We start from the raw sequence: 26,319 nt of genomic DNA, 5'->3' as shown, positions 1-26,319 counted from the left end.
CGGCGTTGACCTGATATCAGCAACGCCAAGGAGCCCCGATGACCGACGCATATAAAAAGCTCGAAGCCCGCTTCCATCGCATGGATGTTTTGTCTGATGTCAGTCAGATGTTGCATTGGGATATGGCGGCGATCATGCCGGATGGCGGGGCAGAGGCGCGTTCGGAACAGCTGGCAACGTTGAGCGTTCTGGAAAACGAAATGATGAAGGCGCCGGAACTCGGTGATCTGATTACCCAGGCCGAGGGCGAGGCGCTTGATGACTGGCAAAAAGCCAACCTGGGCGAGATGAAACGCAAATGGGTTCATGGCACTGCGGTTCCATCTGATCTGGTGGAAAAAATGTCGCGTGCCGAAACCCGGTGTGAAGTTGCCTGGCGGACCGCACGTGCGGACAATGACTTCAAGGGGCTTCTGCCGAAATTGCAGGAAGTTCTCGATCTGTCGATCGAAGCGGGCAAGGCAAAGGCCGATGCCCTTGGAACGTCGGTCTATGATGCGCTGCTTGATCAGTATGATCCGATGATGCGCTCGGACCGCATAGATACGCTGTTTGCCGAGCTTGAGGCGTTCCTGCCGGATTTCACATCCGATGTCATCGAACGTCAAAAAAGTGAAGACAAACCGGTTCTGCCAACCAGGCCGTTCCCGATTGAAACGCAAAACCGGGTTGGTCTGGATTTGATGAAGGCGGTCGGGTTTGATTTCGCCCATGGGCGTCTTGATATTTCGCATCATCCGTTCTGCGGTGGCATTCCTGATGATGTGCGTATCACCACGCGCTACGACGAGAATGATTTTACCTCGGCGATCATGGGGGTTTTGCACGAAACCGGCCATGCGATGTATGAACGCGGCCTGCCTAAAGACTGGCGGAACCAGCCGGTTGGCAAGGCACGCGGTATGACCATGCATGAAAGCCAGTCGCTTCTGATTGAGATGCAGGCGTGCCGGTCCGAGGAATTCCTGACCTATGCGGGCCCTGTTTTCAAACAGGCCTTTGGTGGTGATGACGCGGCTTGGAATGCGCAGAACCTGCATCGGCTTTACACCCGGGTTGAGCCGGGCCTAATCCGTGTTGATGCCGACGAGGTTACCTATCCGGCCCATGTGATCATGCGCTATCGCATTGAACGTGCCCTGATCGAAGGCGATATGAAGCTTGCCGACCTTCCCGGCGCATGGAACGACATGATGCAAAAGCTTTTGGGCATCACGCCACCAGATGACCGCGACGGATGCCTGCAAGATATCCATTGGCCATCCGGGGCATGGGGCTATTTCCCGACTTACACCCTTGGCGCGATGTCTGCGGCGCAGATTTTTGCCGCAGCGAAGACCGCGAACCCGGAAATTCCGGCAGCCTTGTCACGTGGCGATTTCGCGCCGTTGATGACCTGGCTCGGTGAAAATATCCATCGTCAGGCATCGAGCCGCTCGACGGACGAGATTTTGAAATCGGCAACAGGTTCGGTTCTTGGTGTTGACGCCTTCAAGGCCCATATGATCAACAGGTACGGTGCGTAAAACCGATTGAATGCCCGCAGTAATATGCTAGTATTAATCGGCGCGAATGTACTGGATTGTTCAGTAATACCAATCGCTTATACATTGGTCTAGCCCGTTTTAATCTTCACAGGCGTTTCTGTTATATGGGAATAACCGACGGCAACAAGAAGGTCATGGATCGACAGGTCTTTGCCACGGATCAGGTTATTTTCCGGGAAGGCAAACCGGGAAACGCGGCCTATGTGGTACAAGAAGGCAAAGTTGAAGTCTTCAAAACCATGAACGGGGACGAGGAAGTCATTCTTGGCACGATTGAAGCCGGTGGTTTGTTCGGTGAACTTGCCCTGGTCGATAATCAGCCCCGGATGGCGTCAGCACGTGCGACCGAGCGCACCGTTCTGATTGCGATCAATCGCCAGACATTTGAAAAGAAGATGTCGGGTTCAGATCGTTTCATCCGCGCGATTTTGCGAATCCTGCTTGGTAACTATCGAACGGTGGTACGACGTGCCGCCCTTGCCGAGGCCAAGCTTAAGGAACATGGCATATCCCTTCACGATTAAGTAGCGGTATTTCCGCTGTTTGTCCGTCATTTAGCAAGTGCTTGCGCGATAATGCGTATGACACGGCTGCTCTGCTTGATTGTCCCTTGACTATATCGGCCCAACCCCTCACTAACTCAGGCGTTGGAGTGTGTTTTGGTGCGATTTTTGCCCGAATGCACGGAACTGGTATTCGCCTTATGCAGGAGCAGGTCTAGTGCGTTATGTCAGCACGCGGGGAAGCGCCCCCGTATTGCAGTTCGATGAAGTTCTTCTTGCCGGTTTGGCCCGTGATGGTGGTCTGTATGTCCCCGAAACCTGGCCGACTTTTTCCAAGGATGACATTCGTGCGCTGCGAACTCTGACATATGCCGAAGTCGCCTTCAAAGTGATCCAGCCATTTGTTGCCGGCACTGTTGATGACGGGGCCCTTAAGGCCATTCTGGAAGATACCTATAACGGTTTTGATCACGAAGCCGTCGCCCCGCTGAAACAGCTTGGTGCCAATGACTGGGTGATGGAACTTTTCCATGGTCCGACCCTGGCCTTCAAGGATTATGCGCTTCAGGTGGTTGGCCGTCTGTTTGACCATGTTCTGGCCAAGCGTGGTGAGCGCATCACGATTGTCGGTGCAACATCCGGTGATACCGGATCTGCCGCGATCGAGGCGTGCCGTGATCGTGAAAATATCGACATTTTCATTCTGCATCCCAAAGGTCGCGTTTCGGAAGTTCAGCGCCGTCAGATGACGACGATCCTTTCTGACAACGTTCATAACATCGCGGTCGAAGGATCGTTTGATGATTGTCAGGATCTGGTCAAGGCCCTGTTCAATGATCATGGCTTCCGGGATGAAGTTGGCCTGTCTGCGGTCAACTCGATCAACTGGGCGCGCATCATGTGCCAGATCGCCTATTATTTCTGGGCTGGTGTGCAGCTTGGTTCGCCGGAACGCGAAATTTCCTTCTCTGTCCCGTCGGGTAACTTTGGCAATGTCTATGCCGGTTATGCAGCGATGCAGATGGGCCTTCCGATCAAGCAGTTTGTCGTTGGGGCAAACCGCAACGACATTCTGGCGCGCTTCTTTGAAACTGGCGTGATGAAGATGGAAGGTGTCGAACCGTCCCTTAGCCCGTCGATGGATATTCAGGTCAGCTCGAACTTTGAACGTTTGATGTTTGATCTTTATGACCGCGATGGTCTGGCGATTGCCGAGATGCTGACCAAGTTCCGTGAAACCGGGGTGATGGAAATGTCGCAAGGGCAGTTCGCCCGTGCCCGTGAACATTTTGACGGTTATCGTCTTGATGACGACGCGACCAAAGCTGCGATCAAGGATATTCTGGAAACCAGTGGTGAACTGGTTGATCCGCATTCCGTGATCGGCATTGTTTCGGGCCGCGAATGCAACCGTGACAAGTCGGTGCCGATGGTGGCACTGGCAACCGCACATCCGGCGAAATTCCCCGATGCGGTCAAGCAGGCCTCCGGTATCTATCCGGACTTGCCGCCGCGTCTTTCTGATCTATATGACCGACCGGAAAAGGTCGAAGCCATGTCCAATGATGTCGCGACCTTGATGGCGCATGTCCGTAAAAACCGGCGTGCGGCCTGAAGATCGGTTATGATTGGGTGTGATGTGAAAAACAGGAGTAATGCTATATGACAGTCGAGCTTACCCAGCTTGACAATGGGATGATTGTCGCGACCGACCGCCTTGACCATGTGCAGTCAGTGGCCCTTGGTACTTGGGTTGATGTTGGTGCTCGTAACGAGACGCCCGATATCAACGGCATTTCCCATATGCTTGAACATATGGCCTTCAAGGGCACGCGTCGTCGTTCTGCGCTTCAGATTTCCGAGGAAATCGAAGCTGTCGGCGGGCAGATGAATGCCTATACGTCGCGTGAAAACACGGCCTATTACTGCAAGGTCCTGCACGAAGATCAGGAACTCGCCATCGACGTTATCGCCGATATCCTTCAGCATTCCACGCTGGATGCCAAGGAACTTGAACGCGAACGTCAGGTGATCTTGCAGGAAATCGGTCAGGCCAATGATACGCCCGACGACATCATTTTCGATTATTTCCAGGAAACAGCCCTTCCTGATCAGGCATTGGGGCGCTCGATCCTTGGAAGTCCGGAAAACGTATCGTCGCTGACGCGTGATCATCTGTTTGATTACATGTCGCGCCGTTACAGCCCGAAACGCATGGTGTTTTCGGCATCGGGCAAGGTCGAACATAACCGCGTCGTCGATATGGTCGCGTCGAAATTCGACGGCCTGCCGGTCCATGAAGAACATGATATGGAGCCCCTTAAATACGAAGGTGGCAGCCGGATCGAAAACCGCAAACTGGAACAGGTTCATGTGATTTTCGGTCTTCCGACTGTGTCCTACACTGATGACAGTTTCTATGACCTTCAGGTGTTCAACACCCTGTTGGGTGGTGGCATGTCATCGCGTCTGTTCCAGGAAATCCGCGAAAAGCGCGGGCTGGTTTATTCGGTCTACAGCTTCTCGTCGCATTATGTTGATGGTGGCCTGTTCTCGATCTATGCCGGGACCGGGGCAAATGACATTGCCGAACTGATGCCGGTCATGTGTGATGAACTGGTGCGTGCCACCAATGATCTGACCGAGGAAGAAGTCACCCGTGCCCGTGCACAGCTTAAGGCGTCGGTGGTGATGGCGATGGAAAGCAATTCCGGTCGCTGTGAAACCCTTGCTCGTCAAATCCAGATTTTCGGCCGCCCGCAAACCATGGAAGAAATCGTCGCCAAGATTGATGCGGTCGATATCGAAAGTGTACGGCGGTCCGGCAAGGCGCTTTTGGATGGTAAACCAACCATCACGGCCCTCGGCCCGGTTGACCAGATGCCCGGATATGATGATCTGGCAGCGCGTTTGCGCGGCTGATCACACACGATCTTGCATGACTAATGACGGCACTTGTCCAGACGGGCAGGTGCCGTTTCCTTTTGCTGGGGCAAACATGTTGGTGTATCCCCATATCCAAAGCAGATTTAAGGCAATATGCTTTAACGATAAGGCGGGGTAGGCGCGATGCAATATGCCTTTGATATAGGCGGATCAAAGATCGAGTTCGGGGTGTTTAGTGATGCCGGTGACGTCATGCTTCACAGCAAGATGCCAACACCCAAGGACGATCTGGATGCATTTGTCGCAGCCATTCAAGATCTGATCGGCGATGCCGATACCGAGTTTGGTGAACGTCCTGATATCGGTATCAGTTATGCTGGCGGGCTTGATCCGCAAACGGGTGCCGTCATTTCGGCCAATGTTCCGGCGATCAAGGGATGGCGGTTGGCTGCGGAACTTTCAACCATCCTGAACCGCAAAGTTCTGGTGGAAAATGACGCCGATTGTTTTGCCCTGGCCGAGGCAATCAGCGGGGCTGCCAAAGATTCCCGAACTGTCTTTGCCATTATTCTTGGGACCGGTGTTGGCGGCGGGATTGTTGTTGATGGACATTTCATCGGTGGGAAAAGCGGCATTCGCGGCGAATGGGGCCATGGCAACGACGTCACCGGTACTTTGATCCGTAACGGCCTTGCCCCGGTTCAATGTGGCTGTGGCCAGACAGGATGCCTTGATGCATGGGGTGGTGCGCGCGGTCTTGAACATATCCATTCCCAGATAAGCGGTAATCCGGTCACCAGTTTTGAAATCACCGATGCCTGGCGTGCCGGGGATGCCCATGCCACACGTGCGGTCGAAATTTATTGCGAACTGGTGGCACGCGAACTTGCCCTGATGGTTAATGTTCTTGATCCCGATTGCGTGCCCGTGGGCGGTGGAATGGCATCGGAGAAAGTCATCATTTCCACAATTGATGGATTGGTGCGTGATCGTGTTCTGGGGCGTTACGACGCCCCACTCGTTGTGCCGGGCACCTTTGCAAAGGACGGGGGACTTCGCGGGGCGGCAATGCTGCATCTTGGTCAGCGGACTGTAACGACCAATGACTGACAAGCAGGGATCAGGTCAGCAGTATCACCCAATGCTGGAAATCTGTGTTGAAAGTTTTCAGGATGCCCTAAGCGCGGTTGATGCCGGTGCCGACCGTATTGAATATTGTTCTGCGCTGGCAGTTGGCGGATTGACGCCAAGTCCGGGTGCGATGGAACGGATATCCGATATTCCCGCACCCTGTATGGTGATGATCCGTCCGCGTCCGGGGAACTTCCGCTATGACGCGTCCGAAATTGCGATCATGAAACGCGAAATTTCCCTGGCCCGTGAACATGGTGCCGCCGGAGTGGTGTTTGGGGTGCTTAATGATGCGGGGGTCCTTGATAAGCCGACCCTAAAGGATCTGATTACCGCTTGCGAAGGTCTGCAAACGACTTTGCATCGTGCCTTTGATCAACTTTCTGATCCGTTGGCTGGACTTGAACAGGCAATTGAGCTTGGATTTGACCGGGTTCTGACCAGTGGTGGTGCGCCTGATGCGATGACAGGGCGCAATGTCATTGCGCACCTGATCACGGAGGCAAGGAACCGGATCGTCATCCTGCCCGGCGCGGGGGTGACTGCGGCAAATGCCAGCGATATCCTTGATGTCACCGGGGCAGATGAACTTCATGCGTCCTGCAAGCGCGATGCGGCGGGATCGGGCTATGATGCCGGGCGGGTATCGGTTGATACGGATCGGGTGCGGGCGTTGAAGGCGGCCATGAAACGGTGATGCGAATGCTATTTGGCACAGGACTTCGAAACTTGCGATCCGCGCAGCGGAAAGCCTTATGCAAACGTATGGAACCAGTCTAATCTTAATAGGTTAGGGGCGGTAATTGTTCGTTAAGCAGCCTCGCATAAATCTACGTTTTGACATATGCCATTGGGCGGTTCCCTGTGGCTGTTAATGATGCAACGGTTGGTGAGAGAATGAATACAGAACAGAATGGTGGCGCGACTTCTGCAAGCAGGCAGCCAACCGAACATGCACTGAGCCAGTTGCATCAGATTACCGCCTCGCAGGATCTGAGTTTTGAACAACGTGTTGATGCCATTCTGAAATTGGGAACCGAGCATTTCGGACTACCAATCGGTATTTTCAGCAAAATTGTCGATAACAAATACGAAATCCAACAGGCGCGACATCCTGAAAACGCTCTGACACCGGGTATGGCGTTCGAACTTGGCAATACCTATTGCGTACACGTGATCAATGCTGATGACGTGTGTGGCTTCCATCATGTCGGGGACAGTGAAGTCCGTACCCATCCCTGCTACCAGAATTTCGGGCTGGAGGCCTATCTGGGTGCGCCGGTCATGGTTGACGGTGTCTGTTATGGTACGCTCAATTTCTCAAGCCCGGAACCGACCCGCGCGTTTTCAGCAACCGATATAGAACTGGTTCGACTGTTTGCATCGTGGCTTGGTCAAACGATCGGTCGTATGAGCGATTCCTATGCGCTTGAGGCCAGCCGCAAGGAAGTCGAACGTCTGGCGACCCATGATCCGTTAACCGGGCTTTATAACCGTCGCTATATGCAGAAATGCCTCAAAGCCGAACTCGAACGCGCCAAACGTTATGAGAAGCAGTTGATTGTCGGTTTGCTGGATTACGACAACTTCAAGCAGCTGAATGACGAATATGGTCATGATACCGGTGACAAGGCGCTTGAACTGTTTGCCAAGGTTTCGTCGGAGCTGATGCGGGAAACCGATGTGATTGCGCGGTGGGGCAACGAAGAATTTCTGATCCTGATGCCGGAAACCGGTGCCGCCGGGGCGCTTAAATATCTGCAACGTCTCAGTGATCGTGTCCGCGAAGCCGATTTCCGCGCCGGAGATGATGAATTGCACCTTAATCTCAGCATTGGTCTCGGGATTGCGGAACCGGGCGACACGGTCGAGACACTGGTGTCGCGTGCCGACATCGCAATGCATGAATCCAAACAGGTTGGCCGCGAAGGATCGCGTCAGGGTGATTGTTTCTAACCGCGTGATTGGCTCAATTCATGGTCCGCAGAACGCGGGCCAGAATTTCCTGTGTCAGGGGTTTGGACAGATAGCCGTCAAACCCAATGGCAAGATACCGGTTTTCGGCCTGTTCAAGGGCGTCGGCTGTTACAACGATAATGCGTGCATTGCGTGATGGGCCGGGTGTCTTGCGGATGGCATGAAGGGCCTCTGATCCATCCATGACCGGCATTTGCGCATCCATCAGGATCAGGTCAAATCCGGTTTCTACCGCCATTTCGACAGCTTCCCGGCCATCACAGGCATAGCTGACCTCATAGGGGCCTTTTTCAAGAAACGCCCCTATGACAATCCTGTTGAGTTCCTTGTCATCAACGACAAGTATTTTCCGGATATCACCCGACGGCTCTTCCTTTTCTTCGTTGCCAGAAAGGTCATGAAGGAAGCGCGTTGATCCCCTGTCCGGATCAGTCAGGGCCGGATGCACCGGTGTGAAGGGAATGTCGACCCAAAATGTCGCACCTTCGCCGGGGACGGCGGATGCATCGATCTTGCCACCCATTGCTTCGGTCAGGCGTTTGGCAATGGCAAGTCCAAGTCCGGTGCCCCCGTATTTGCGCGTGGTTGACTGATCCGCCTGGCTAAAGGCCTCAAACAGGCCTTTCTTCGTTACCTCATCAAAACCGATCCCTGTATCACTTACTTCCAGTCGCAACACGACAACATCGGCCCAATGTTCGGACAGGCGATCGCTGCGATACATATTGACGGTGACATTCCCGGCCTCGGTGAATTTCAGGGCATTTGCGACAAAGTTCGACAATATCTGGCGTAATCTGGTCGGGTCGCCTTCGACAAGGGCCGGGGTGTCGTCGGCGATGATGGTGCGCAGCTCCAGTTTCTTTTCGGCAGCCACACTGCCAAAGCTGCTGATGGTGTTGCGGACAACATCTTGTGGCGAGAAGGTAATATGTTCGATTTCAAGTTTGCCCGCCTCGATCTTGCTCAGATCAAGGACGTCATTGACGATAACCATAAGGGCCTTGGCCGACTCATTGATCAAAATGGCATAGCGTTGCAGGTTTGCTGCCATCTCGCCCTTGGCCAGTAATCCGGAAAGTCCGAGAATACTGTTCATCGGGGTTCTGATTTCGTGACTGACGGTGGCCAGAAATTCCGACTTGGCCTGACTGGCGGCATTGGCGCGATTTCGTTCTTCGGCAAACTGATGAAGGCTGCTGCGTATGATCGCAATCATCGGCCAGACAATGCCAAACATCACCCCGAAAATGCTTAGGATCATGGCGCCACGCATCGCAAACGATACTTGGGTGCTGATCATAAGCTGGCGTTCGGCATCGCGCTGATAAAGTGTTACAGCACGATCAAGCATCTCAAGTAACGGCCTGAAGGCGGCCCGTCGGATATATTCCGCATCAAGGGAAAGGATGCTGCTGTAATTGGGAGTGTTGCTTTCCAGAACCCGCTTGGCCGCGGCAAGGAAGGATCGCACTTCGCGATCAAGGGAGGGGGTGCCTTCAAGGTAATAATCGCGAATGGCACCATCCGAGGGTGGCAAACCAAGTTTTTGACTGCCATTCACCAGTGCCCGGTGCGAACTTTCCATCAAGTCGATGGCATCGCGAAGGGCAAGACGGATTTCGCTGTCTTCTACGGCCGTCGTTTGATCGTTTCTGGCCAGTATCTGGCTAAAGCCGTTGATACGTTGGCTCAGCATCCTTTGACGGCCACTCATATTGATCTGAAGGGCGGTTTCCTGACGGGCATGTTCGGTAACGTAATCAACAACCCCGTCCGTCAGAATAAGGCATAGGATCAGTGCGGTAGCAATCAGGATACGCTTGCGGAAAGGGATCACAACATCGCGCGGCCGCAGTAAAGTCTGCGTACTATCACGATTTTCTGTGTCCCCTGTCGTCATTTGATCCCCCTGAAATAACATTCTGCCCCAAGGACTTCTGTCGTCAGGACCTTGGTCCATTGCCAGACAGTTGAACGCTACAGTGTGAATATGGGGACTGTCACGCGCAATTCGAGCAGCGTGCAACGATCAGTTTTCCAAAGGTTGAGAAAAGGCAGCCATCAGGTAAAAAGAAAACCGCTTTGAGGAGAACCTCAAAGCGGTTTGTCTTGGCTGGGGCGGTAGGATTCGAACCTACGGTACACGATACCAAAAACCGATGCCTTACCACTTGGCCACGCCCCATCAGCGTGTGTGGCGCGGAAAATAGCGTCCCCGCGACAAGAGTGCAACCCTCTATTTCAAGGTTTTTTTATCCCGGCCTCAGTCCGGGAAAGATGCCCCGATATTTGACAGCTCGCGGGTCTGTTCGCACAGGGTTTGCGTCGGAGAAATCCACCAGTCAACATGCTGTGAAGCAATGGCATTTGCGGCCTTTTCTGCCTGCTCTTTGGTGTCGTAAATCCCAAAGCAGGTGGCACCACTGCCCGACATTCTGGCAAGCAAACAGCCTTCTTCACGGGCCAGCGCATTAAGCACATCGCAAATTTCGGGAAGGATACTGGTCGCAGCCAGTGTCAGGTCATTGCCGCAGTCGGATAATGCGTCGGCCAGTGACGCGCCACTGGAAAATTCGCGTTCAATGTCCCAAAGACCGGAAATCGAAAAGCCTTCATCCTCGCGGGTCTTGAAAATTTCCGGTGTGGAAACTGCCTTGCCCGGATTGATCAAGACCATCGGGATTTCCGGAAGATCAGGCAAGTCGGTCAATTCTTCGCCGATGCCTGACATCAGGCATGTCTTGCCATGCAGGCAAACCGGCACATCGGCACCAAGTGTCAGGGAAATGCGTGCAAGGGCCTTCTGGTCCAGATCAAGCTGCCACATATCGCAAAGAAGACGGATTGCCGCCGCCGCATCGGCAGAACCACCCCCAATGCCCGATGCGACCGGCAGGCGCTTGTCAAGAACAAGATCAGCACCAAGCGCCGTACCGCTTTCATCCTGAAGCAGGCGGGCTGCGCGCACGACAAGGTTGTCACGGGTGTCATCAAGTACAAGGCTTGCCGACATCGGGCCGGTAATGGTCAGATTGATTGCACCATCATCGCGGCACTCACCACTTAGAACGTCACCCGTAGCGGTAAAGCAGACAAGGCTTTCAAGCAGGTGATAGCCATCGTCACGTTTGCCGGTAACATGCAAGAACAGGTTGATCTTTGCCGGTGCCTGTTCGCTATAGGTCGCAGACATGGATGTTTCTTCCCGAGTAGCTCAGTTGTTTACGACAATCGGCGCAACATTTGGGACCTGGCCATTAAGTTTGGCTTCGACGGTGGTCCGTAATTCTTCTGTCGGATTGAATGAAAGGGCGCGGTGCCACTGGAAACGTGCCTCGTGATAGCGCCCGATCTGCCAATAGGCATCCCCAAGATGATCATTGATGGTCGGATCATCGGGTTTAAGCTCAACCGCTTTTTCAAGCTGTTCGACGGCATCTTCAAACCGGCCGAGTTTGTAATAAACCCAGCCAAGACTGTCGACGATATAGCCGTCATCAGGCTGTAATTCGACAGCCCGTTTAAGCATGTCTTCTGCCTGTTTGATATTCAGGCCCATATCGACCCAGCTATATCCGAGATAGTTCAGGACATAGGGCTGTTCAGGTTCCATTTCGAGTGCAAGCAGGAAATCGGACTCGGCCTTTTTCCAGTCGCCAGCCCGTTCATGGGCAATGCCGCGACGATACAGCAATCGCCAGCCAACAACGGTGTCGCCGCCAAGACGTGTAATCGCCTTGTCATAGGCATCTGCCGCACCGGCATAGTCACCTTGAATGCGCAGGATATCACCAAGCTGGATCAAGGCATCCGGGCGGTCTTTGCGTTCGGCAACCATGTCTTTGAGGATGGCGATGGCTTTGTCTGCCTGCCCGACCTGTTCAAGGCTGGATGCTGTGCGAAGACGCGCATTCCAGCTGTGCGGGGAATCATGGGGAATGGCACTATAAACCGTGATGGCCGCGTCATAGCGTTCCTGAACTTCCATGACTTCACCGACCAGAAGGCGGGTAATGTCATCATAGGGACGCAGCGCAAGGGAATAGCGCGCCATCAAAAGTGCCGGATCAACCGCATTTTCCTGACTAAGCAGGGTCGCGATATCAAGATAGGCTTCTGCAAGGCCGCTTGCCGGTGTCTGCATGGTCGCCAATGGCGGTTCACCACGGTCCAGACGGGTAAGGTGGTATGGCATGGCAAGGGATTGCGGATGGCGATCCATATAGCTTTGATAAAGAAGGGCGGCTTTCTGGACCTGACCTTTGCGTTCATAAACCGCACCCAGCGCCTCGGCGGCGCGAAGCGGCGCATCGGCGGGATCGCCATAGGCACTGGCAAGGGCGCGTTCTGCCCCGTTCAGATCATCGAAATAGGCCAGAATTAAACCACGGTGATATTCCGAAAGCGGGCTAAGTGCACCGTTGCCCTGCATCTCATCAAGGGATGTCAGTGCCTCGGTTTTCTTGTTCAAACCGGCGTAAAGCCAAGCCTTTGCCAGCGGCGCAATCAGTGCATTAATGCCACGTTGCGGCAAGGCCGAGACTACATCAATCGCATCCTGATACCGGTCCTCGTGGATTGCGGTATCCATGACAGTCAAGGCGGCAAACAAATCTTCGGAATTTTCGCGTTGCAGCTGGCTTGCGATGGCACTGGCATCGGAAATGCGACCATCACTGATCAGTGCAAGAAACGCCCGGCGGCGCAGTTCGGCATTATCGGGTTCAAGTTCATGGGCGCGCAGAAGATACTGTGCGGCATAGTTCGACCGGTTTTCAAGCTGGGCTGCCTTGCCCGCAAGGAAATTGCCCGAAAAACCATCGGATTGTGGATACTGGAACTCGACCTTTTCGGTTTGCCGGGGCATCGTGCCACAGGCCGAAAGAGCAAGTGCCGTCATCGGAATGATGATGTGTAACAGTTGACGTTTCAAAGGCTTGTCCTGCGTCCGCAATTCCGGGTCGGTGCTGTCATGATCTGATCAACACCATGCTGAATTTCGGGTTTAGCCTACTCAGTCGGCAATTATAAGGCAAAGCATTTGCAACAAGTCCCCAGCGGCAAATCCGATTGCCGACGTGCTGTTACGGTAAAAGTGTGGAAAACTGCGGATTATGAGGGTGTCGGCCTAGCAATAAAGTGGCCGTTTGGCCGGAACATCAAGCTGTTTGCCAATGATTTCGCGCGCCTGTTTACCAAATTGTGATCGCTGACCGACCGGGGCAACGGTTTCAAGAACCGACATTGCCTTGTCGATACCAACCGCCTTGGTCAGAAACCATCCGGCCAGATAGCTTGAAGACAGGCAGCCGCCACTGGTGACGATATTGCCCTGCGCAACAAGCGGGCGATCTTCAACCACGGTATCGGTCCGCGCAAGCAGCGGGCGGGTTTTGGTGTCGGTCGTGATGGTTGCTGGCAAAAGACCCAAACGATACAGGAACAAAACCCCGGAACATTGCGCGCCAATCAACTGGCGTGACGGATCAAGGGCAAGTTCGCGCATGATTGCCGTGTCATCAATATGAGTACGGGTATGGATGCCACTTCCCAGCAATACGGCATCAGCTTCGCGGACAAAGGACATCGGCTTTTGCACCGAAACGGTGACACCATTCATCGATGTTACGGTTTCACCGGGTGCTGTGATCGCAGCGGTCACGCCATCGGCCTTGGCACGGTTCAGGATCGACAGGGCAACAAAGCTGTCGATCTCGTTGAAACCGTCGAGTGTCACGATTGCAATCTTCATGTCCGTCTAACCGCCGTTGAAAAAGGGCGGCTATTGAACGCGCAGATTGAAACCTGCACAAGGAAAAACTTGTATATGGCTGATTTGCTTAACGTGCACCAAGATATTCATCTACCAGCGTGATCCAATAGGTCACGCCATAGGGGATGGCTTCATCGTTAAAGTCATAGGCCGCGTTATGCAGCAAACAGTTGCCATCGGTCGGACCATTGCCAAGCAGTACATAGCTTCCCGGCTTTTCATTCAGCATGAAGGCGAAATCTTCGCTGGCCATCGATGATTCCGGATTGGGATCAACCTTGTCGGTGCCAACGACCCGGATGGCAGCAGCCCGTGCAATGGCGGTTTCGGCTTCGCTGTTGATTGTTGCCGGATAGCGGCGCTGATACATCACACGGGCCGAGCAGCCAAAAGCCTCTGCGGTTGATTTGGCAACGGCCTTCAGGCGTTCTTCGACCAGATCCTGAACAGCGGGGGAGAATGTCCGAACTGTGCCGCGAATGGTTGCGGTGTCAGGAATGACGTTCCAGGTGTCACCGCCGAAAATCTGGGTCGGCGAAATTACCGCACTTTCAAGCGGATTGACGTTGCGTGCGGCAATGGTCTGAAGGGCAAGCAAGACCTGCCCGGTGGCTGTGATCGGATCGCGGCCGAGGTGGGGCATGGCTGCGTGACAGCCTTTGCCGTCAATATTGATTTCAAAGATGTCATAGCTGGCCATCATCGGACCGGCTTTCATCGCCATGGTGCCAACATCACGTCCGGGCCAGTTATGCATGCCAAAAATGGCATCGACCGGATGGCTCTCAAACAGCCCCTCATTGACCATTTCACGACCGCCGCCTTCGTTTTCTTCGGCAGGCTGGAAAATGAATTCAACGGTTCCGGCAAAATCGGGGGCTTCGGACAGGATTTTTGCAGCACCAAGCAGCATCGTCATATGGCCGTCATGGCCACAGGCATGCATCTTGCCCGGATGCTTGGATGCATAGGGCAGATTGGTCAGTTCATGGATATCAAGCGCGTCCATATCGGCGCGCAGCCCGATCCGCTTGCCGTTGCCCTTGTTGCCTTTCAGGGTTGCGATCACCCCGGTTTTGGCCATGCCGGTTGAAACTTCAAGGCCAAAGGATGCAAGCTTTTCCGCAAGAAAAGCACTGGTCAGCTTTTCCTCAAACGCGGTTTCGGGATGAGTATGCAAATGATGACGCCAGGATTTAAACTCATCAGCAAGTTCGGTGGCACGAGGATGAGGGGAGCAATTGGAGACAGTCATCTGCATACTCTGTAGCGTGTCAGAAAGGGCGGGTTTGTCAGTTTGCAAACAAGAACCCGCAGGATAAACGGGGACGCAATTGTCCCCGTTTATGGGGTAGATGATCAAGAACCCTGAAGACGCAGGATCAATTCGGCAACCAGAACAGAACCGGCATAGGTGCCAAGGAATACAAGGCAGGCAACCAGTGCCAGTTTCCAGCCGGAATGCTTGGCGACTTCGATTTCTTTCTTGGCGATGGCAAAACCGGCATAGGCAAGGGCCGGGGTTGCAAGCGCCAGGAAGTTAACCGATTTGGCCTGTGCAACGATCCATTCCGAGCCCGGTGTCCAGGGCAGGGTCGCAACGATCCCGACCAGCGAAATCCAGGCCACACTCGGAAGATAGAAAGGCGCAAAACGGGTCAGGATTAAACCGACCATCGAGATCAGATAAATCACGACCATGCCGACAAAACCATCTGCCAGCGGAATGGCCGGACCAACAGTGTTCATGACCAGACCGACAAGGCACACAATGATCAGGGTGACGGCGTGATCAGTCAGATTGATGTTCGGACGGGTACGTTCCATTGCAACTGCGCTATCAGACATGATCAAGCCTCCTTCTTGTTCGCGGTGGCGAGATCATTTTTGCCAGCGGTCGCGTTATAAAGTTTTTCGACAATCGGAAGTGCGATGAACAGGCCCGCATAAAGGCCGGTCGCATAGGTCAGAAGATTGCTGGCCCCGGCCAGTGCAAGGATTTCGTCCTTCATGTTCGGAACAACTTCGGTCAATGCACCGGTGCAAGCCGCCATCATCGAGCCACTGCCGATACCACAAGCCATGGCAAGGGCACGCGGGTCAAAAAGGCCGCTGCTGGCAAACAGGGATGCCAGAATGGCAAAGATGAAGGTACCAAACAGGGTGCCGATCACATAAACGCCCATAACACCTGTGCCTTCCGGGCTTTTAAGCGTATAGCGGTCTGCAATGATCGCAAGGTTGGGTTCACGCGCAATCGAGAAGGTCGCGCCAATTGCCTCGCGGCCCATTTTCAGGCCCCAAACCGCAAGCGGGAAGGCCAGAACGATGGTGCCAAGGTTACCCAGTTCCTGAAGCAACAGGGCCGGACCGGCTTCGATAATGGTTTCAATTGCCGGGCCGATGGTGGTGCCGAACTTTGCGATGAAGGGCATGATCGCGATAACGATCAGCGGGGAGGCAGCTTTGACTTCTTTTTCGCGAATGAATTTGCCGAGTTTCGGCATAACATTCGGGTTCATCAGTGCGGCCATAACAAAGGCATAAAGCAACGGCAGCAGCAAAATGGCGCCGATGCCAAATGAAATTTTCTGGATACCGATCAATTCGGCAATAGCACCGAGAATGATCACGGCAAGATGAAGCCGCCAAAGCTCCAACTGTCCCCGAAGCGCATTCATTTTCAAGTCTCCTCGACGTGGCGTGTTCGACACAATCTCGTCCGGAGTCCCGAAGAAGCCAGACAGGTTGCGTCATCCCTGTGGTATCCGGATGCCGGCAAATTTCACATTTTTGCCATTTTCTGAACCCGGAATTTTGTCCGACAATGAAAACTCGAAGGGGGCTGGGCAAGTGCCATTTTGGGATGCTTCTGTTGCCGGAACGGCAACAGGTTGAAGGATGCTAGGAATGTTCTTCGGGATACCAGGCGGAACCGAATGCCTCCATCCGGTCGCGGATCATGCCGGTAACCGCCCGAACGGCGGCGGTTTTTGGTCGGCCCTTACGCACCAGAAGATGCGATGGAACCCGGGCAAGGAACGGGTCGGTCATTGGGACTGCAACGACCTCGCCACGGCGCAATTGCCGCGATACAGCAAAAGCCGGAAGGTACGTGATCCCGCCCCCCGAAAGAACGAAATGGATGGCAACATTGATCGAATCGGCGGTCAGAAAGGCATCATGGGCAACACGATTTCCCTGATCGACATTGGCCAGAAGTTTGGCCACACCAAAAGGCGGGTTCAGCAAGGCAGCCGGATAATTCAGTGTATCTGAAAGCGTACAGCTTTCCTTGTCGGCAAGATCAAATCCCGGCGGGACAAGGGCGCAAAGCGGTGCATGATCCTCGGCCAGAAGTTCAAGATCGGGATTGCGCGGCGGATTGAAAACAAGCCCCATATCGTAGTCATCGCGCAGGATTCCGTGGGTGATCTTTTCGGTTCCCGCGACATCGATTTCAAGACGGATATCGGGAAACTCGTCGCGCAGAGGGCGCACAACATGATTGACCAGATCAACAACGAACCCTTCGCCGGTGGCTATGCGGACCTTCCCGGCAATCGCCCCGCGTGCAGCGGCCAGATCGACTGAAAATGCTTCGTCCATCTCGAACCGGCGTCTGGCATGGGCGGCAACCATATGACCGGCTTCGGTAAAGATGATGCCGCGTTTGGTACGTTCCATCAGAAGAGTTTCAAGATGCGCTTCAAGGGCTGCGATCTGGCGACTGATGGCCGATGGCGCAATGCGCAGGTTTTCGGCAGCCGTGCGAATAGATCCGGCTTCAAACACGGCAAGGAAATAGCGAAGCGGTTTATCGTCGATCTTCATGATGGCTGCTGCGCAAAAAGTTGACCCTTACCGGCTTGGTATGTGGGTGATCACCTAATCAGAGCATATGTGTTGCTGTTTCGGCAACAAGATGTTCCGCCAATTGATCTTGAGTTCGCCCGATATCCACCGGAAAGTCGGATGGTAAAATCAAAAAATCACATCAGACCGCCTTGGTGCTGTGACGGGAAGAAGTGTGTCTTCACCGATTACGCCCGGCTGTCTGAAACCAAAGAGGCAATTTTCGTGAATAATCCAGAAACCGGCACCATTGGTGTCATCGGTCTTGGCAATATGGGGATGGGCATGGTCCGGACCCTGTTGCGGGACGGTTTTTCCGTTGTCGGGTTCGACCTTTCTGCTGACCGTCAAACAGAAGCCGCAACCGCCGGTGCAACCATTGTCGCCAGCCTGCCCGAGCTGTTTGAAGCTTGCAAAACCATTATCCTGTCCCTGCCAACGGCAAACCATGTCCGAACGGTCCTGACCGGGGATGACGGGCTTGTTGCCCGCGATCTGGATGCGCGACTGGTGATCGACACCACGACATCAGAACCCGATGTGACCCGGGATATTGACGCGACCCTGCGCCGTTTGGGGCATATCCTGATTGATGCACCGGTCAGCGGTGGTCCGGCAGGGGCCAATAGTGGTCAACTGACCATGATGGTTGGCGGTGATGATGCCGACGTCGCGCGTGCCATGCCGGTTCTTGCGTCACTTGGCGGCAAGATCACTCATGTCGGTCCGGTCGGGGCCGGACATGCGGTCAAGATCGTCAATAATATGCTGGTCGCATCCCATCTTTTGACAATGAGCGAGGCCGTCAGGCTTGGTAATGCCGCGGGCGTCACCACCGAAAACCTGATTTCGGCATTGAATGCCGGTTCCGGTCGAAGTGCGATCAGCGAAGTCAATTATCCCAAATGGGTGATGAATGGTGCCTTTGACAGCGGCTTTACCATGGGCCTGATGCGCAAGGACATGCGCCTTGCCATGGCACTGGCAAAAGACAAGGACGTTGCATTGCCTGTTTCGGCACTGGCCGGACAGATTTGGGGCAAAAGTTCTGATCTTCTTGCAGATGATGCCGACTTTAACCGAATTACCGAATGTGATCCCACCCATGCAGGAGCCAAGTCATGACCAGCGAAACCAAATTGATTGCCCGTGACTATCACAAGGCAATGGTGCCGTTTTTTGGGACCGCGGAAGTCGGAAGCTGGGTCAACGGGGCGATGGTGCCAGGCAATGGCGATACGTTTGAACTGATCGATCCGGCTACTGGTAAGGCGTTTCTTGCGCTCAAGGATGCCGGGGCTGATGTTGTCGATCAGGCAATGGATGCCGCCGTCGCAGGACAGAAAGTCTGGTGGGGTATGACGGGGGCCGAACGTGGCCGGATCATGTGGCGCATCGGCCAGCAGGTTCGCGATCACCTTGAAGAACTTGCACTTCTTGAAACCGTCACGGCAGGCAAGCCGATCCGCGATACCCGGGTCGAGGTTCTTAAAGTTGCCGAGATGTTTGAATATTATGCCGGCTGGGCTGACAAACTGCACGGCGACGTTATTCCGGTCCCGACCAGTCATTTGAACTATACGCGTCCCGAACCCTATGGCGTGGTCACACAAATTACACCTTGGAACGCGCCAATCTTCACGGCGGGCTGGCAGCTTGCCCCGGCACTTTGCACGGGCAATGCCGCGGTTCTTAAACCGTCGGAGATGACGCCGCTTACATCACTTGCTCTTGGTGTCCTTTCGAAAAAGGCCGGTCTGCCCGATGGTGTGATTACGGTTTTGGCCGGGCTTGGTGCGACGACCGGTGTTGCGGCAACCACGCATGATGCCACGCGCAAGGTTGTCTTTGTCGGATCACCGCGTACCGGGGCGATTATCGCCGCCCAGGCCGCACAGAATATCGTGCCCTGTGTTCTCGAACTGGGCGGGAAGTCGGCCAATATCGTGTTTGGTGATGCGGATCTGAAACGTGCGGTGATCGGCGCGCAGGCTGCGATATTCAGTGGTGCAGGACAAAGCTGTGTTGCCGGTTCGCGTCTTCTGGTTCAGCGCAATGTGGTGGATCGCTTCCTTGATATGCTGGTGACCGGTGCAAACACCATTCCGGTCGGCGATCCGATGGACACGGCAACCCAGATTGGCCCGATCAATAACGCGGCCCAGTATCAGACTGTGCGTCGACTGGTTGCAAGTGGCCAGGACGAGGGTGCGCAATTGCTTGCTGGCGGGGTGCGCCCGGATGGCGATGCCTATCAGGATGGCTATTTCCTGCGTCCGACCGTTTTGGGCAATGTGCGGAATGATATGAATATCGCACGCGAAGAAATCTTTGGCCCGGTTCTGTCGGTGATCCCGTTTGATGACGAAGCCGAGGCAGTCGCAATCGCTAATGACAGCAAGTTCGGTCTGGCAGGTGCAGTTTGGACCCAGTCCGTTGACCGCGCGCATCGTGTGGCGGCCAATGTTCGGGCCGGGACGTTCTGGATCAACAGCTACAAGACGATCAATGTCATGTCACCATTTGGCGGTTTCGGTGCCAGTGGCTATGCCCGGTCCAGTGGCAAGGAAGGTTTGATGGAATATATGCAGCCCAAAAGCGTCTGGACCGAAACAGCAGCAAATCCGCCAGCCGCTTTTGGTTATGCCCCGGACTGAAAACCAATCATCAGACAATAACGAAAAAGGGCCGCATCAAGCGGCCCTTTTGTATGAGGATAAGCTGTAAGCAGCTTACATGTTCGGATAGTTCGGACCGCCGCCACCTTCGGGCACCACCCAGACGATGTTCTGGGTCGGGTCCTTGATGTCGCAGGTTTTGCAATGAACACAGTTCTGCGAGTTGATCTGCAAGCGTTTGCCGCCGTTATCTTCGTCCTCGACGAACTCGTAAACACCGGCCGGGCAGAAACGTGCCTCGGGGCCGTCATAGATGGCAAGGTTGGTGTTGACCGGAACGCTGTCATCTTTCAGCGTCAGGTGAACCGGCTGATCCTCGCCATGGTTGGTGTTTGACAGGAAGACCGAAGACAATTTGTCAAAGCTGATTTTGCCATCCGGTTTCGGATAGTCGATCTTGGGCATCTGGCTTGCCGGTTTCAGGCAAGAATGGTCTTCGTGGTTTTTGAAGGTCCAAGGTGCCTTACCACCAAACAGATAGGTATCAACCGCACTATAGGCCATCCCGCCCCAGAAGCCCCATTTGGCAAAGCTCGGACGGATGTTACGCACCTTGTGCAATTCCGGATAGACCCAGCTGTTTTCAAGACGCGACGGATAGCTGTCCATCTGTGCCGGGACATCGTCGGCGGTCAGGGCCTCGAACGCGGCCTCGGCGGCCAGCATTCCGGTCTTCATCGCAGTGTGCGACCCTTTGATCTTCGGCACGTTCATGAAACCGGCCGAACAACCGATCAGGCAACCGCCCGGGAAAACAAGATCAGGGATCGACTGGAACCCGCCTTCGTTCAGCGCACGTGCGCCGTAAGAAATGCGACGGCCATTTTCGAAAATCTTGCGAATTTTCGGATGGGTCTTGAAGCGCTGGAATTCGTCAAACGGGCTCAGATGCGGGTTTTCGTAATCAAGGCCGATTACGAAACCAACAACCACCTGATTGTTATCAAGATGATACAGGAACGACCCGCCATAGGTGTCCTTGGTCAGCGGCCAGCCAATGGTGTGCTGGATCAGACCTTCTTTATGGACTTCCGGGGCAACTTCCCAAAGTTCCTTGATGCCGATGCCGTAAGTTTGCGGATCGGAATTCTTGCGCAGATCAAATTTCTTGATCAGTTGTTCAGACAGGGAGCCGCGGCAACCTTCGGCAAAGAAGGTATATTTCGCATGAAGTTCCATGCCCGGTTCATGGTTCGGGCCCGGCGTGCCATCACGCTGCAAGCCCATATCGCCGGTGGCGATACCCTTGACCGAACCGTCTTCGTTAAACAGAACTTCGGCGGCGGCAAAACCCGGGTAAACTTCAACGCCAAGGGCCTCTGCCTGTTCGCCAAGCCAGCGGCAAACATTGCCAAGGCTGACGATATAGTTGCCCTTGTTGTGCATCTGCGGCGGCGTTGGCAGCTTTTTGGCACCGGTTTCGCTCAGCATCAGGAACTGGTCTTCGCCAGCCGGAACGTTCAGCGGTGCGCCGCGTTCTTTCCAGTCCGGGAAAAGTTCATTCATGGAGCGGGGCTCCATCACCGCACCCGACAGGGTGTGTGCGCCGACTTCGGAACCTTTTTCAACCACGCAGACGGTGATTTCTTTTTCATGTTCCTGGGCGAGTTGCATCAGTTTGATGGCAGCCGACAGACCGGATACACCAGCCCCGACGACAACCACGTCAAATTCCATGGATTCGCGTTCCATATGGCCTCTCTCCTTTGGCTGCCGGTCTTGTCGAACTGTTTTCGTTCGTTTGACAGCAAGCCGGTATTCACCGATCAGGGTCTCGCCCAAGCCCTGATTTCTCACATTTGTTGCTTAATCGGTATAGCTATACCGATTTAACGCGCGTTTGTATATGGTACATATGGATCAAAATCGTTAAAGTCGGTCAAAATCCACTGCACCAATCACGCGTGCGCCGCAACATACACCGCCTTTGTGTAGATGAGCAATCCAATTACAGATTTTGATGTAAATAATCTCGATCCGTTTCAGGCATTGGTTTGGCAATTTGAAATGGGTGTGGACGAAGCAATTGCTGACGAACCACTTGACCGTTTCAAAGCATCCGAAAGTCTGAGCCGCAATGCTGCAAACCGCCCGGGATTTGCCCCGCAAGCACAGGCGGGCGGCAACCGTAGTCCAGCGCAGGCTGCAAGACCAGCCGGACTTGCCGGCGGACCGGCACCGGTGCCTGCGGGGGCTGATGGCGGTTTCCTTCTTTCCGATACCCCGCATGAAGCCCGTCAGTCGGCCCGTGATGCGGCGGCGGCGGCCACCAATCTTGACGAGCTTAAAGAAGCGATTGAAAAGTTCGAGGGCTGTGCGCTGAAGAAATCGGCAAGCAACACGGTCTTTGGGACGGGCAATGTCGAGGCCAAACTGGTTCTGGTCGGCGAAGCACCGGGTGCAGAAGAGGACCGGCAGGGGCTGCCATTTGTTGGGCCAAGCGGCAAGTTGCTTGATGCGATGTTGCGGTCTATCGGATTGGCGCGTGAAGAGGTCTATATCACCAATATTCTGCCCTGGCGTCCGCCGGGGAATCGCCAGCCAACCACGGCCGAAGTTGCGGTATGTGAACCGTTCGTCCGCCGTCATCTTGAATTGATCGGGCCAAAGGTCGTTGTCTGTCTGGGGGGCAGTTCTGCCAAGACCCTGATGGAAGAAGACCGCGGGATCACGCGCCTGCGCGGGACCTGGAAAGAACTGATCTTTGCCGATGGCGCCAAGGCCGATTTAACGGCGATGTTCCATCCTGCCTATTTGCTGCGGACACCGGAACAAAAGCGCCTTGCATGGCGTGATTTGCGGGCGGTTGCACAAAAACTTTAAGGAAATGGCGATAAATTTGCCATACGCATGGGAGATATGCACAGGGTCGGTGCCGTAAAATAGGTCCACGCCAAGTGATTGATTCCAGATAAATGATTTCGCGGTTTGGGTGATTGCTGCTATAAAAGGCGCCGTTGTACCGGGGGGAACACCGCAGACAACGGGTTGCGAGACCAAACTGCTTCGGGATAAACACGCGGCTGGAATAAAGCCTCGTTGGGGAACTAGAACTTGATCGAAGCAATAAGAACAAGCCTGCCGGGTGTGAAAACCACACTGAGGCAGGGGCTCTTAGTCGCGATATTCGGGGCTATGACATTCATGGCCGTGCCGTCACCTGCTGTTGCTGACACGCAGGAACAGGCTGCTTTGGGCAATCCCGAACTTGACGATGCGCTGTCCATCCTTATTCCCAAACCGCTTTCTGACCGTGATGCAGAACTTTACGAACAGATTTTCTCTGTTCAGGAACAAGGTCGCTGGAAAGATGCCGACCGGCTGATTTCGCGCCTGTCTGATAAAGTTTTGATGGGGCATGTTCTGGCGCAGCGTTACCTGCATCCGACCGCCTATCGTTCGCGTTACAATGAACTTCGTGACTGGCTGGCAAGCTATGCCGATCTGCCACAGGCCCCGCGTATTTACAAACTGGCGCTGACCCGTCGCGGTTCGGCAAACTATCCGAAAAAGCCGGTTGGGAATTACGTGTCGGGTGCCGGGTATGATTACGAAGATATCAAACCCTATTACCATAAATCGACCAAACAGCTTTCAGCAGCACAGCGTTCGCGACTGAGCACACTTAAAAGCCGTATCCGTCACCGGATTGGCAATGGCTGGCCCACTGGTGCTATGGAAGTTCTTGAAAGTCAGGAAGCCAAACGCCTGTTTGACGCCTATGAGCAGGATCAGGCACGCGCATCCATTGCATCGGGATATTATTATTTCGGCAAGCCGGATCTTGCATTGAAACTGGCGGTCGAGTCTGCCAACCGGTCGGGTAAATATCTGCCACAGGCGCATTGGACTGCGGGCCTGACTGCCTGGCGCCTGGGCAAGATGGATACCGCGCACAAGCATTTCGCGGCACTTAGCACCAATAAATACGCATCAAGCTGGACCCGTACGGCGGGTGCCTTCTGGGCTGCGCGTATTGATTTGGCCGCTGGTCGTTTCGAAGATGCCGACAAGATGCTGAACCGTGCGGCGGAATATCCGCGTTCCTTCTATGGGCAGCTTGCGATGCGTGCCCTTGGTCGCGATGACGTGTTTGACTGGGACAGCCTTGAACTTGATGAAAACCGTGCCAACAAGTTGAAGCTTGATCCGCATGGTCGTCGTGCATTGTCGCTTCTTCAGGTTGGGCAACGCGACGAGGCGGAACGCGAATTGCGCAAGGCAGCTGCCAAGGACGACGATGCACTGCGTCGTGCAGTGCTGGCACTGACCGATACGGCGAACTTTGCGTCCCTGACCATGCGTCTGGGCAGCTATATCGCGCAAAAGACCGGGGATGTGTTTGTCAACGCGCTTTATCCGGTGCCACCATGGACGCCGGAAGGCGGATATGAAGTCGACCGCGCCCTGATCTATGCATTCATGCGTCAGGAATCCGGTTTTAACACCGATGCGCGCAGCCATGCAGGTGCGCGCGGCTTGATGCAGCTGATGCCGGCAACGGCAAGCTATATCGGCAATACCCGCTATCGCGGTGCCAAACGCGCCGAACTTTTCGAACCGGAAATCAACCTGTCGCTTGGGCAGAAATATGTTGATCATCTGCTTGAACAGAACGGTGTTGATAACGGCTTCCTGCAATTGATGGCGGCATATAATGGCGGGATTGGCAATCTTGGTCGCTGGCAAAAGGCGCTTAAGGACAATGTCGATCCGCTTTACTTCATCGAAAGCATCCCGTCGCGTGAAACCCGTTTGTTCATTGAACGCGTGATGGCCAATCTTTGGATGTATCGTTCGCGCTTTGGTCAGGAAACTCCGTCTCTTGACCTGTTGGCGGCCGGTCAATGGCCGACCTATCAGCCGCAGGATGGCGAAGACGACAGTGGTCTGACGGCAGAACGTTAAGCACAAAACGTTCCATGACCGGTAACAACGCCAAAGACCCGCATGGGGTTGCACATCAGAACAGGGACCGTCACCCGGAACAGGGAACGGTCCTTGATCGTATCAAGATGCCCCCAATGAGTGGCGAAGAAGCCCTGCGCCGGTTCAACGAACAGAGCGCACCCGAACAGGAAAGCTCGAAACATCATTCCGCGTCCGGGCAAAGCGAACTGGCCAACCTTCATCCGGTAATGAAGCTTGTCGCACTTGGTGGGACGTTGTTGATGATTACAGCCATACTTCTTGGTGTGCTGTATCTGTTCGGGGCTTAGGCCGCACTATTGTGCGACTGTCCGGGCGTCGAGCAGCGCACGCAGGGCTTTTATTTCGCTGTCTGTCGCATTGCCAAGCGGGTCATCCTTTGGCAAATCCCGAGACAGATCATGCAGGACGTTCAAAGCCTGTTCGGGCTTGTCACTTTGTTTCAGCATCATGCCGTAATAGTACCGCGCCAGAAGATGGTTTGGCATTTGTCCCAATGCATGCAGGACAAGATCACGCGATGTACTGTCGATCAGGCCGTTTTGCGCTGTAATCCGGGTATCGGCATATTCAATGGCCAGTAACGGGTTATGTCCCGAAAGGGCATAGGCCTGGGCAAAGGCGGCAACCGCACGTTCGATATTGCCCAGCCGTAATGAGCCACGCGCCAGTGCGATCCAGCCCTGAAGGTTGCGTGGATTAACTTCAAGCGACAGAACGATCTGGTTCAGCAATCTTTGGATTTGCTGATCGGTTTTATAGTTCGGATCGGTGACGTTCCCCGCAACCGCGGCCGCCGCGGCAAGGTTCCTTTCCCCGGTGCGTTCGGCATAGGGTTGGGATGGCAAGGTCGGATTGCCAAGGACGGCATAAATACCGAATGCCACCAGAACCGGGAGAATTGCACATCCCGCTTTGCGTACCGAAAATACACTGCCATCGCCGTGCGGCAGGCTGACATAAATGACAGCCATGCAGAACAACGCCAATGCGGAAAGGCCAACCCAGATCAACGTGCACCTCCGACAGGCTGGCTG

The 26,319-nt window shown here is 54.4% G+C and carries 22 protein-coding genes and 1 tRNA gene; 12 read left to right on the top strand and 11 right to left on the bottom strand.

Annotated elements, in window-relative coordinates; translation table 11 throughout:
* The first annotated feature begins 38 nt into the window (after positions 1 to 38).
* From TH19_RS03945 to TH19_RS03915, 7 genes are all read left to right on the top strand, one after another.
* On the top strand, positions 39 to 1,526 hold the full coding sequence (locus TH19_RS03945; RefSeq protein WP_114101031.1) for a carboxypeptidase M32: 1,488 nt from the start codon (positions 39 to 41) through the stop codon (positions 1,524 to 1,526).
* Between the two features lie 125 nt (positions 1,527 to 1,651).
* Complete coding sequence (locus TH19_RS03940; RefSeq protein WP_114101030.1) at positions 1,652 to 2,071, top strand: cyclic nucleotide-binding domain-containing protein; 420 nt, start codon at positions 1,652 to 1,654, stop codon at positions 2,069 to 2,071.
* A gap of 196 nt (positions 2,072 to 2,267) precedes the next feature.
* Positions 2,268 to 3,665, top strand: a complete 1,398-nt coding sequence (gene thrC, locus TH19_RS03935; protein WP_114101029.1) for a threonine synthase — start codon at positions 2,268 to 2,270, stop codon at positions 3,663 to 3,665.
* Positions 3,666 to 3,712: 47 nt separating this feature from the next.
* Entirely contained in the window at positions 3,713 to 4,972 is a 1,260-nt protein-coding gene (locus TH19_RS03930) for a M16 family metallopeptidase (RefSeq protein ID WP_114101028.1), read from the top strand.
* Positions 4,973 to 5,119: 147 nt separating this feature from the next.
* On the top strand, positions 5,120 to 6,046 hold the full coding sequence (locus tag TH19_RS03925) for an ROK family protein (protein WP_114101027.1): 927 nt from the start codon (positions 5,120 to 5,122) through the stop codon (positions 6,044 to 6,046).
* On the top strand, positions 6,039 to 6,764 hold the full coding sequence (locus tag TH19_RS03920) for a copper homeostasis protein CutC (RefSeq protein ID WP_114101026.1): 726 nt from the start codon (positions 6,039 to 6,041) through the stop codon (positions 6,762 to 6,764). The genes TH19_RS03925 and TH19_RS03920 overlap by 8 nt, the downstream gene beginning before the upstream one ends.
* A gap of 200 nt (positions 6,765 to 6,964) precedes the next feature.
* A complete protein-coding gene (locus tag TH19_RS03915; protein WP_114101025.1) occupies positions 6,965 to 8,023 on the top strand; it encodes a sensor domain-containing diguanylate cyclase in 1,059 nt (352 codons plus the stop codon).
* A 13-nt stretch (positions 8,024 to 8,036) separates the two neighbouring features.
* Here TH19_RS03915 and TH19_RS03910 read toward each other — a convergent pair whose 3' ends face one another.
* The 9 genes from TH19_RS03910 to TH19_RS03870 all read right to left on the bottom strand — a co-directional run bounded on the left by TH19_RS03910 (position 8,037) and on the right by TH19_RS03870 (position 17,654).
* Entirely contained in the window at positions 8,037 to 9,947 is a 1,911-nt protein-coding gene (locus tag TH19_RS03910) for an ATP-binding protein (protein ID WP_181846301.1), read from the bottom strand.
* A 210-nt stretch (positions 9,948 to 10,157) separates the two neighbouring features.
* Positions 10,158 to 10,232 (bottom strand) — tRNA-Gln (locus TH19_RS03905).
* Between the two features lie 78 nt (positions 10,233 to 10,310).
* The gene (locus TH19_RS03900) at positions 10,311 to 11,240 is read right to left on the bottom strand and encodes a 4-(cytidine 5'-diphospho)-2-C-methyl-D-erythritol kinase (protein ID WP_114101023.1); all 930 of its coding nucleotides are present in this window, start codon (positions 11,238 to 11,240) and stop codon (positions 10,311 to 10,313) included.
* A 21-nt stretch (positions 11,241 to 11,261) separates the two neighbouring features.
* Positions 11,262 to 12,980, bottom strand: coding sequence for a tetratricopeptide repeat protein (locus tag TH19_RS03895; RefSeq protein ID WP_114101022.1), 1,719 nt, complete (start codon positions 12,978 to 12,980; stop codon positions 11,262 to 11,264).
* A 195-nt stretch (positions 12,981 to 13,175) separates the two neighbouring features.
* Positions 13,176 to 13,799: a DJ-1/PfpI family protein gene (locus tag TH19_RS03890; RefSeq protein WP_114101021.1), complete on the bottom strand. Its 624-nt coding sequence runs from the start codon at positions 13,797 to 13,799 to the stop codon at positions 13,176 to 13,178.
* 88 nt (positions 13,800 to 13,887) lie between these two features.
* Positions 13,888 to 15,075: a M20 aminoacylase family protein gene (locus TH19_RS03885; RefSeq protein WP_114101222.1), complete on the bottom strand. Its 1,188-nt coding sequence runs from the start codon at positions 15,073 to 15,075 to the stop codon at positions 13,888 to 13,890.
* A gap of 104 nt (positions 15,076 to 15,179) precedes the next feature.
* The gene (locus tag TH19_RS03880; RefSeq protein WP_114101020.1) at positions 15,180 to 15,668 is read right to left on the bottom strand and encodes a hypothetical protein; all 489 of its coding nucleotides are present in this window, start codon (positions 15,666 to 15,668) and stop codon (positions 15,180 to 15,182) included.
* A gap of 2 nt (positions 15,669 to 15,670) precedes the next feature.
* The gene (locus TH19_RS03875; RefSeq protein ID WP_114101019.1) at positions 15,671 to 16,501 is read right to left on the bottom strand and encodes a DUF3100 domain-containing protein; all 831 of its coding nucleotides are present in this window, start codon (positions 16,499 to 16,501) and stop codon (positions 15,671 to 15,673) included.
* 223 nt (positions 16,502 to 16,724) lie between these two features.
* Entirely contained in the window at positions 16,725 to 17,654 is a 930-nt protein-coding gene (locus tag TH19_RS03870) for a LysR family transcriptional regulator (RefSeq protein ID WP_114101018.1), read from the bottom strand.
* 141 nt (positions 17,655 to 17,795) lie between these two features.
* On the opposite strand from TH19_RS03870, the gene TH19_RS03865 reads away from it, so the two are divergent.
* Together TH19_RS03865 and TH19_RS03860 are read left to right on the top strand one after the other, a co-directional pair.
* Positions 17,796 to 18,800 carry an NAD(P)-dependent oxidoreductase gene (locus tag TH19_RS03865; RefSeq protein WP_181846300.1) on the top strand — a complete coding sequence of 335 codons (1,005 nt, stop codon included), beginning with the start codon at positions 17,796 to 17,798 and terminating at the stop codon, positions 18,798 to 18,800.
* Positions 18,797 to 20,332, top strand: coding sequence for an aldehyde dehydrogenase family protein (locus tag TH19_RS03860; protein ID WP_114101016.1), 1,536 nt, complete (start codon positions 18,797 to 18,799; stop codon positions 20,330 to 20,332). Before TH19_RS03865 ends, TH19_RS03860 begins: the two co-directional genes overlap by 4 nt.
* A gap of 75 nt (positions 20,333 to 20,407) precedes the next feature.
* On the opposite strand, the gene TH19_RS03855 is transcribed toward TH19_RS03860, so the two are convergent.
* Complete coding sequence (locus tag TH19_RS03855) at positions 20,408 to 22,045, bottom strand: electron transfer flavoprotein-ubiquinone oxidoreductase (RefSeq protein WP_114101015.1); 1,638 nt, start codon at positions 22,043 to 22,045, stop codon at positions 20,408 to 20,410.
* A 243-nt stretch (positions 22,046 to 22,288) separates the two neighbouring features.
* On the opposite strand from TH19_RS03855, the gene TH19_RS03850 reads away from it, so the two are divergent.
* The 3 genes from TH19_RS03850 to TH19_RS03840 all read left to right on the top strand — a co-directional run bounded on the left by TH19_RS03850 (position 22,289) and on the right by TH19_RS03840 (position 25,572).
* Positions 22,289 to 23,176: a uracil-DNA glycosylase gene (locus TH19_RS03850; protein WP_114101014.1), complete on the top strand. Its 888-nt coding sequence runs from the start codon at positions 22,289 to 22,291 to the stop codon at positions 23,174 to 23,176.
* Between the two features lie 312 nt (positions 23,177 to 23,488).
* Positions 23,489 to 25,261: a lytic transglycosylase domain-containing protein gene (locus TH19_RS03845; protein WP_258547816.1), complete on the top strand. Its 1,773-nt coding sequence runs from the start codon at positions 23,489 to 23,491 to the stop codon at positions 25,259 to 25,261.
* A gap of 14 nt (positions 25,262 to 25,275) precedes the next feature.
* A complete protein-coding gene (locus tag TH19_RS03840) occupies positions 25,276 to 25,572 on the top strand; it encodes a hypothetical protein (protein WP_114101012.1) in 297 nt (98 codons plus the stop codon).
* 6 nt (positions 25,573 to 25,578) lie between these two features.
* On the opposite strand, the gene TH19_RS03835 is transcribed toward TH19_RS03840, so the two are convergent.
* Positions 25,579 to 26,295, bottom strand: coding sequence for a tetratricopeptide repeat protein (locus TH19_RS03835; RefSeq protein ID WP_114101011.1), 717 nt, complete (start codon positions 26,293 to 26,295; stop codon positions 25,579 to 25,581).
* Positions 26,296 to 26,319 lie beyond the last annotated feature (24 nt).

Origin of the sequence: Thalassospira profundimaris (assembly GCF_003326675.1) — a bacterium.
Classification (GTDB): Bacteria; Pseudomonadota; Alphaproteobacteria; order Rhodospirillales; family Thalassospiraceae; genus Thalassospira; species Thalassospira aquimaris.
Note: the sequence above shows the minus strand (reverse complement) of the source record. Positions and strands in the feature narration are given on the sequence as shown.

Coding starts and splice junctions, on each gene's coding strand:
- TH19_RS03945 (WP_114101031.1), top strand. CDS start 39: ATGACCGACGCATATAAAAAGCTCGAAGCCCGCTTCCATCGCATGGAT.
- TH19_RS03940 (WP_114101030.1), top strand. CDS start 1,652: ATGGGAATAACCGACGGCAACAAGAAGGTCATGGATCGACAGGTCTTT.
- TH19_RS03930 (WP_114101028.1), top strand. CDS start 3,713: ATGACAGTCGAGCTTACCCAGCTTGACAATGGGATGATTGTCGCGACC.
- TH19_RS03925 (WP_114101027.1), top strand. CDS start 5,120: ATGCAATATGCCTTTGATATAGGCGGATCAAAGATCGAGTTCGGGGTG.
- TH19_RS03920 (WP_114101026.1), top strand. CDS start 6,039: ATGACTGACAAGCAGGGATCAGGTCAGCAGTATCACCCAATGCTGGAA.
- TH19_RS03915 (WP_114101025.1), top strand. CDS start 6,965: ATGAATACAGAACAGAATGGTGGCGCGACTTCTGCAAGCAGGCAGCCA.
- TH19_RS03910 (WP_181846301.1), bottom strand. CDS start 9,947: ATGACGACAGGGGACACAGAAAATCGTGATAGTACGCAGACTTTACTG.
- TH19_RS03900 (WP_114101023.1), bottom strand. CDS start 11,240: ATGTCTGCGACCTATAGCGAACAGGCACCGGCAAAGATCAACCTGTTC.
- TH19_RS03890 (WP_114101021.1), bottom strand. CDS start 13,799: ATGAAGATTGCAATCGTGACACTCGACGGTTTCAACGAGATCGACAGC.
- TH19_RS03885 (WP_114101222.1), bottom strand. CDS start 15,075: ATGACTGTCTCCAATTGCTCCCCTCATCCTCGTGCCACCGAACTTGCT.
- TH19_RS03880 (WP_114101020.1), bottom strand. CDS start 15,668: ATGTCTGATAGCGCAGTTGCAATGGAACGTACCCGTCCGAACATCAAT.
- TH19_RS03875 (WP_114101019.1), bottom strand. CDS start 16,501: ATGAATGCGCTTCGGGGACAGTTGGAGCTTTGGCGGCTTCATCTTGCC.
- TH19_RS03870 (WP_114101018.1), bottom strand. CDS start 17,654: ATGAAGATCGACGATAAACCGCTTCGCTATTTCCTTGCCGTGTTTGAA.
- TH19_RS03865 (WP_181846300.1), top strand. CDS start 17,796: ATGGTAAAATCAAAAAATCACATCAGACCGCCTTGGTGCTGTGACGGG.
- TH19_RS03860 (WP_114101016.1), top strand. CDS start 18,797: ATGACCAGCGAAACCAAATTGATTGCCCGTGACTATCACAAGGCAATG.
- TH19_RS03855 (WP_114101015.1), bottom strand. CDS start 22,045: ATGGAACGCGAATCCATGGAATTTGACGTGGTTGTCGTCGGGGCTGGT.
- TH19_RS03850 (WP_114101014.1), top strand. CDS start 22,289: ATGAGCAATCCAATTACAGATTTTGATGTAAATAATCTCGATCCGTTT.
- TH19_RS03845 (WP_258547816.1), top strand. CDS start 23,489: ATGACATTCATGGCCGTGCCGTCACCTGCTGTTGCTGACACGCAGGAA.
- TH19_RS03840 (WP_114101012.1), top strand. CDS start 25,276: ATGACCGGTAACAACGCCAAAGACCCGCATGGGGTTGCACATCAGAAC.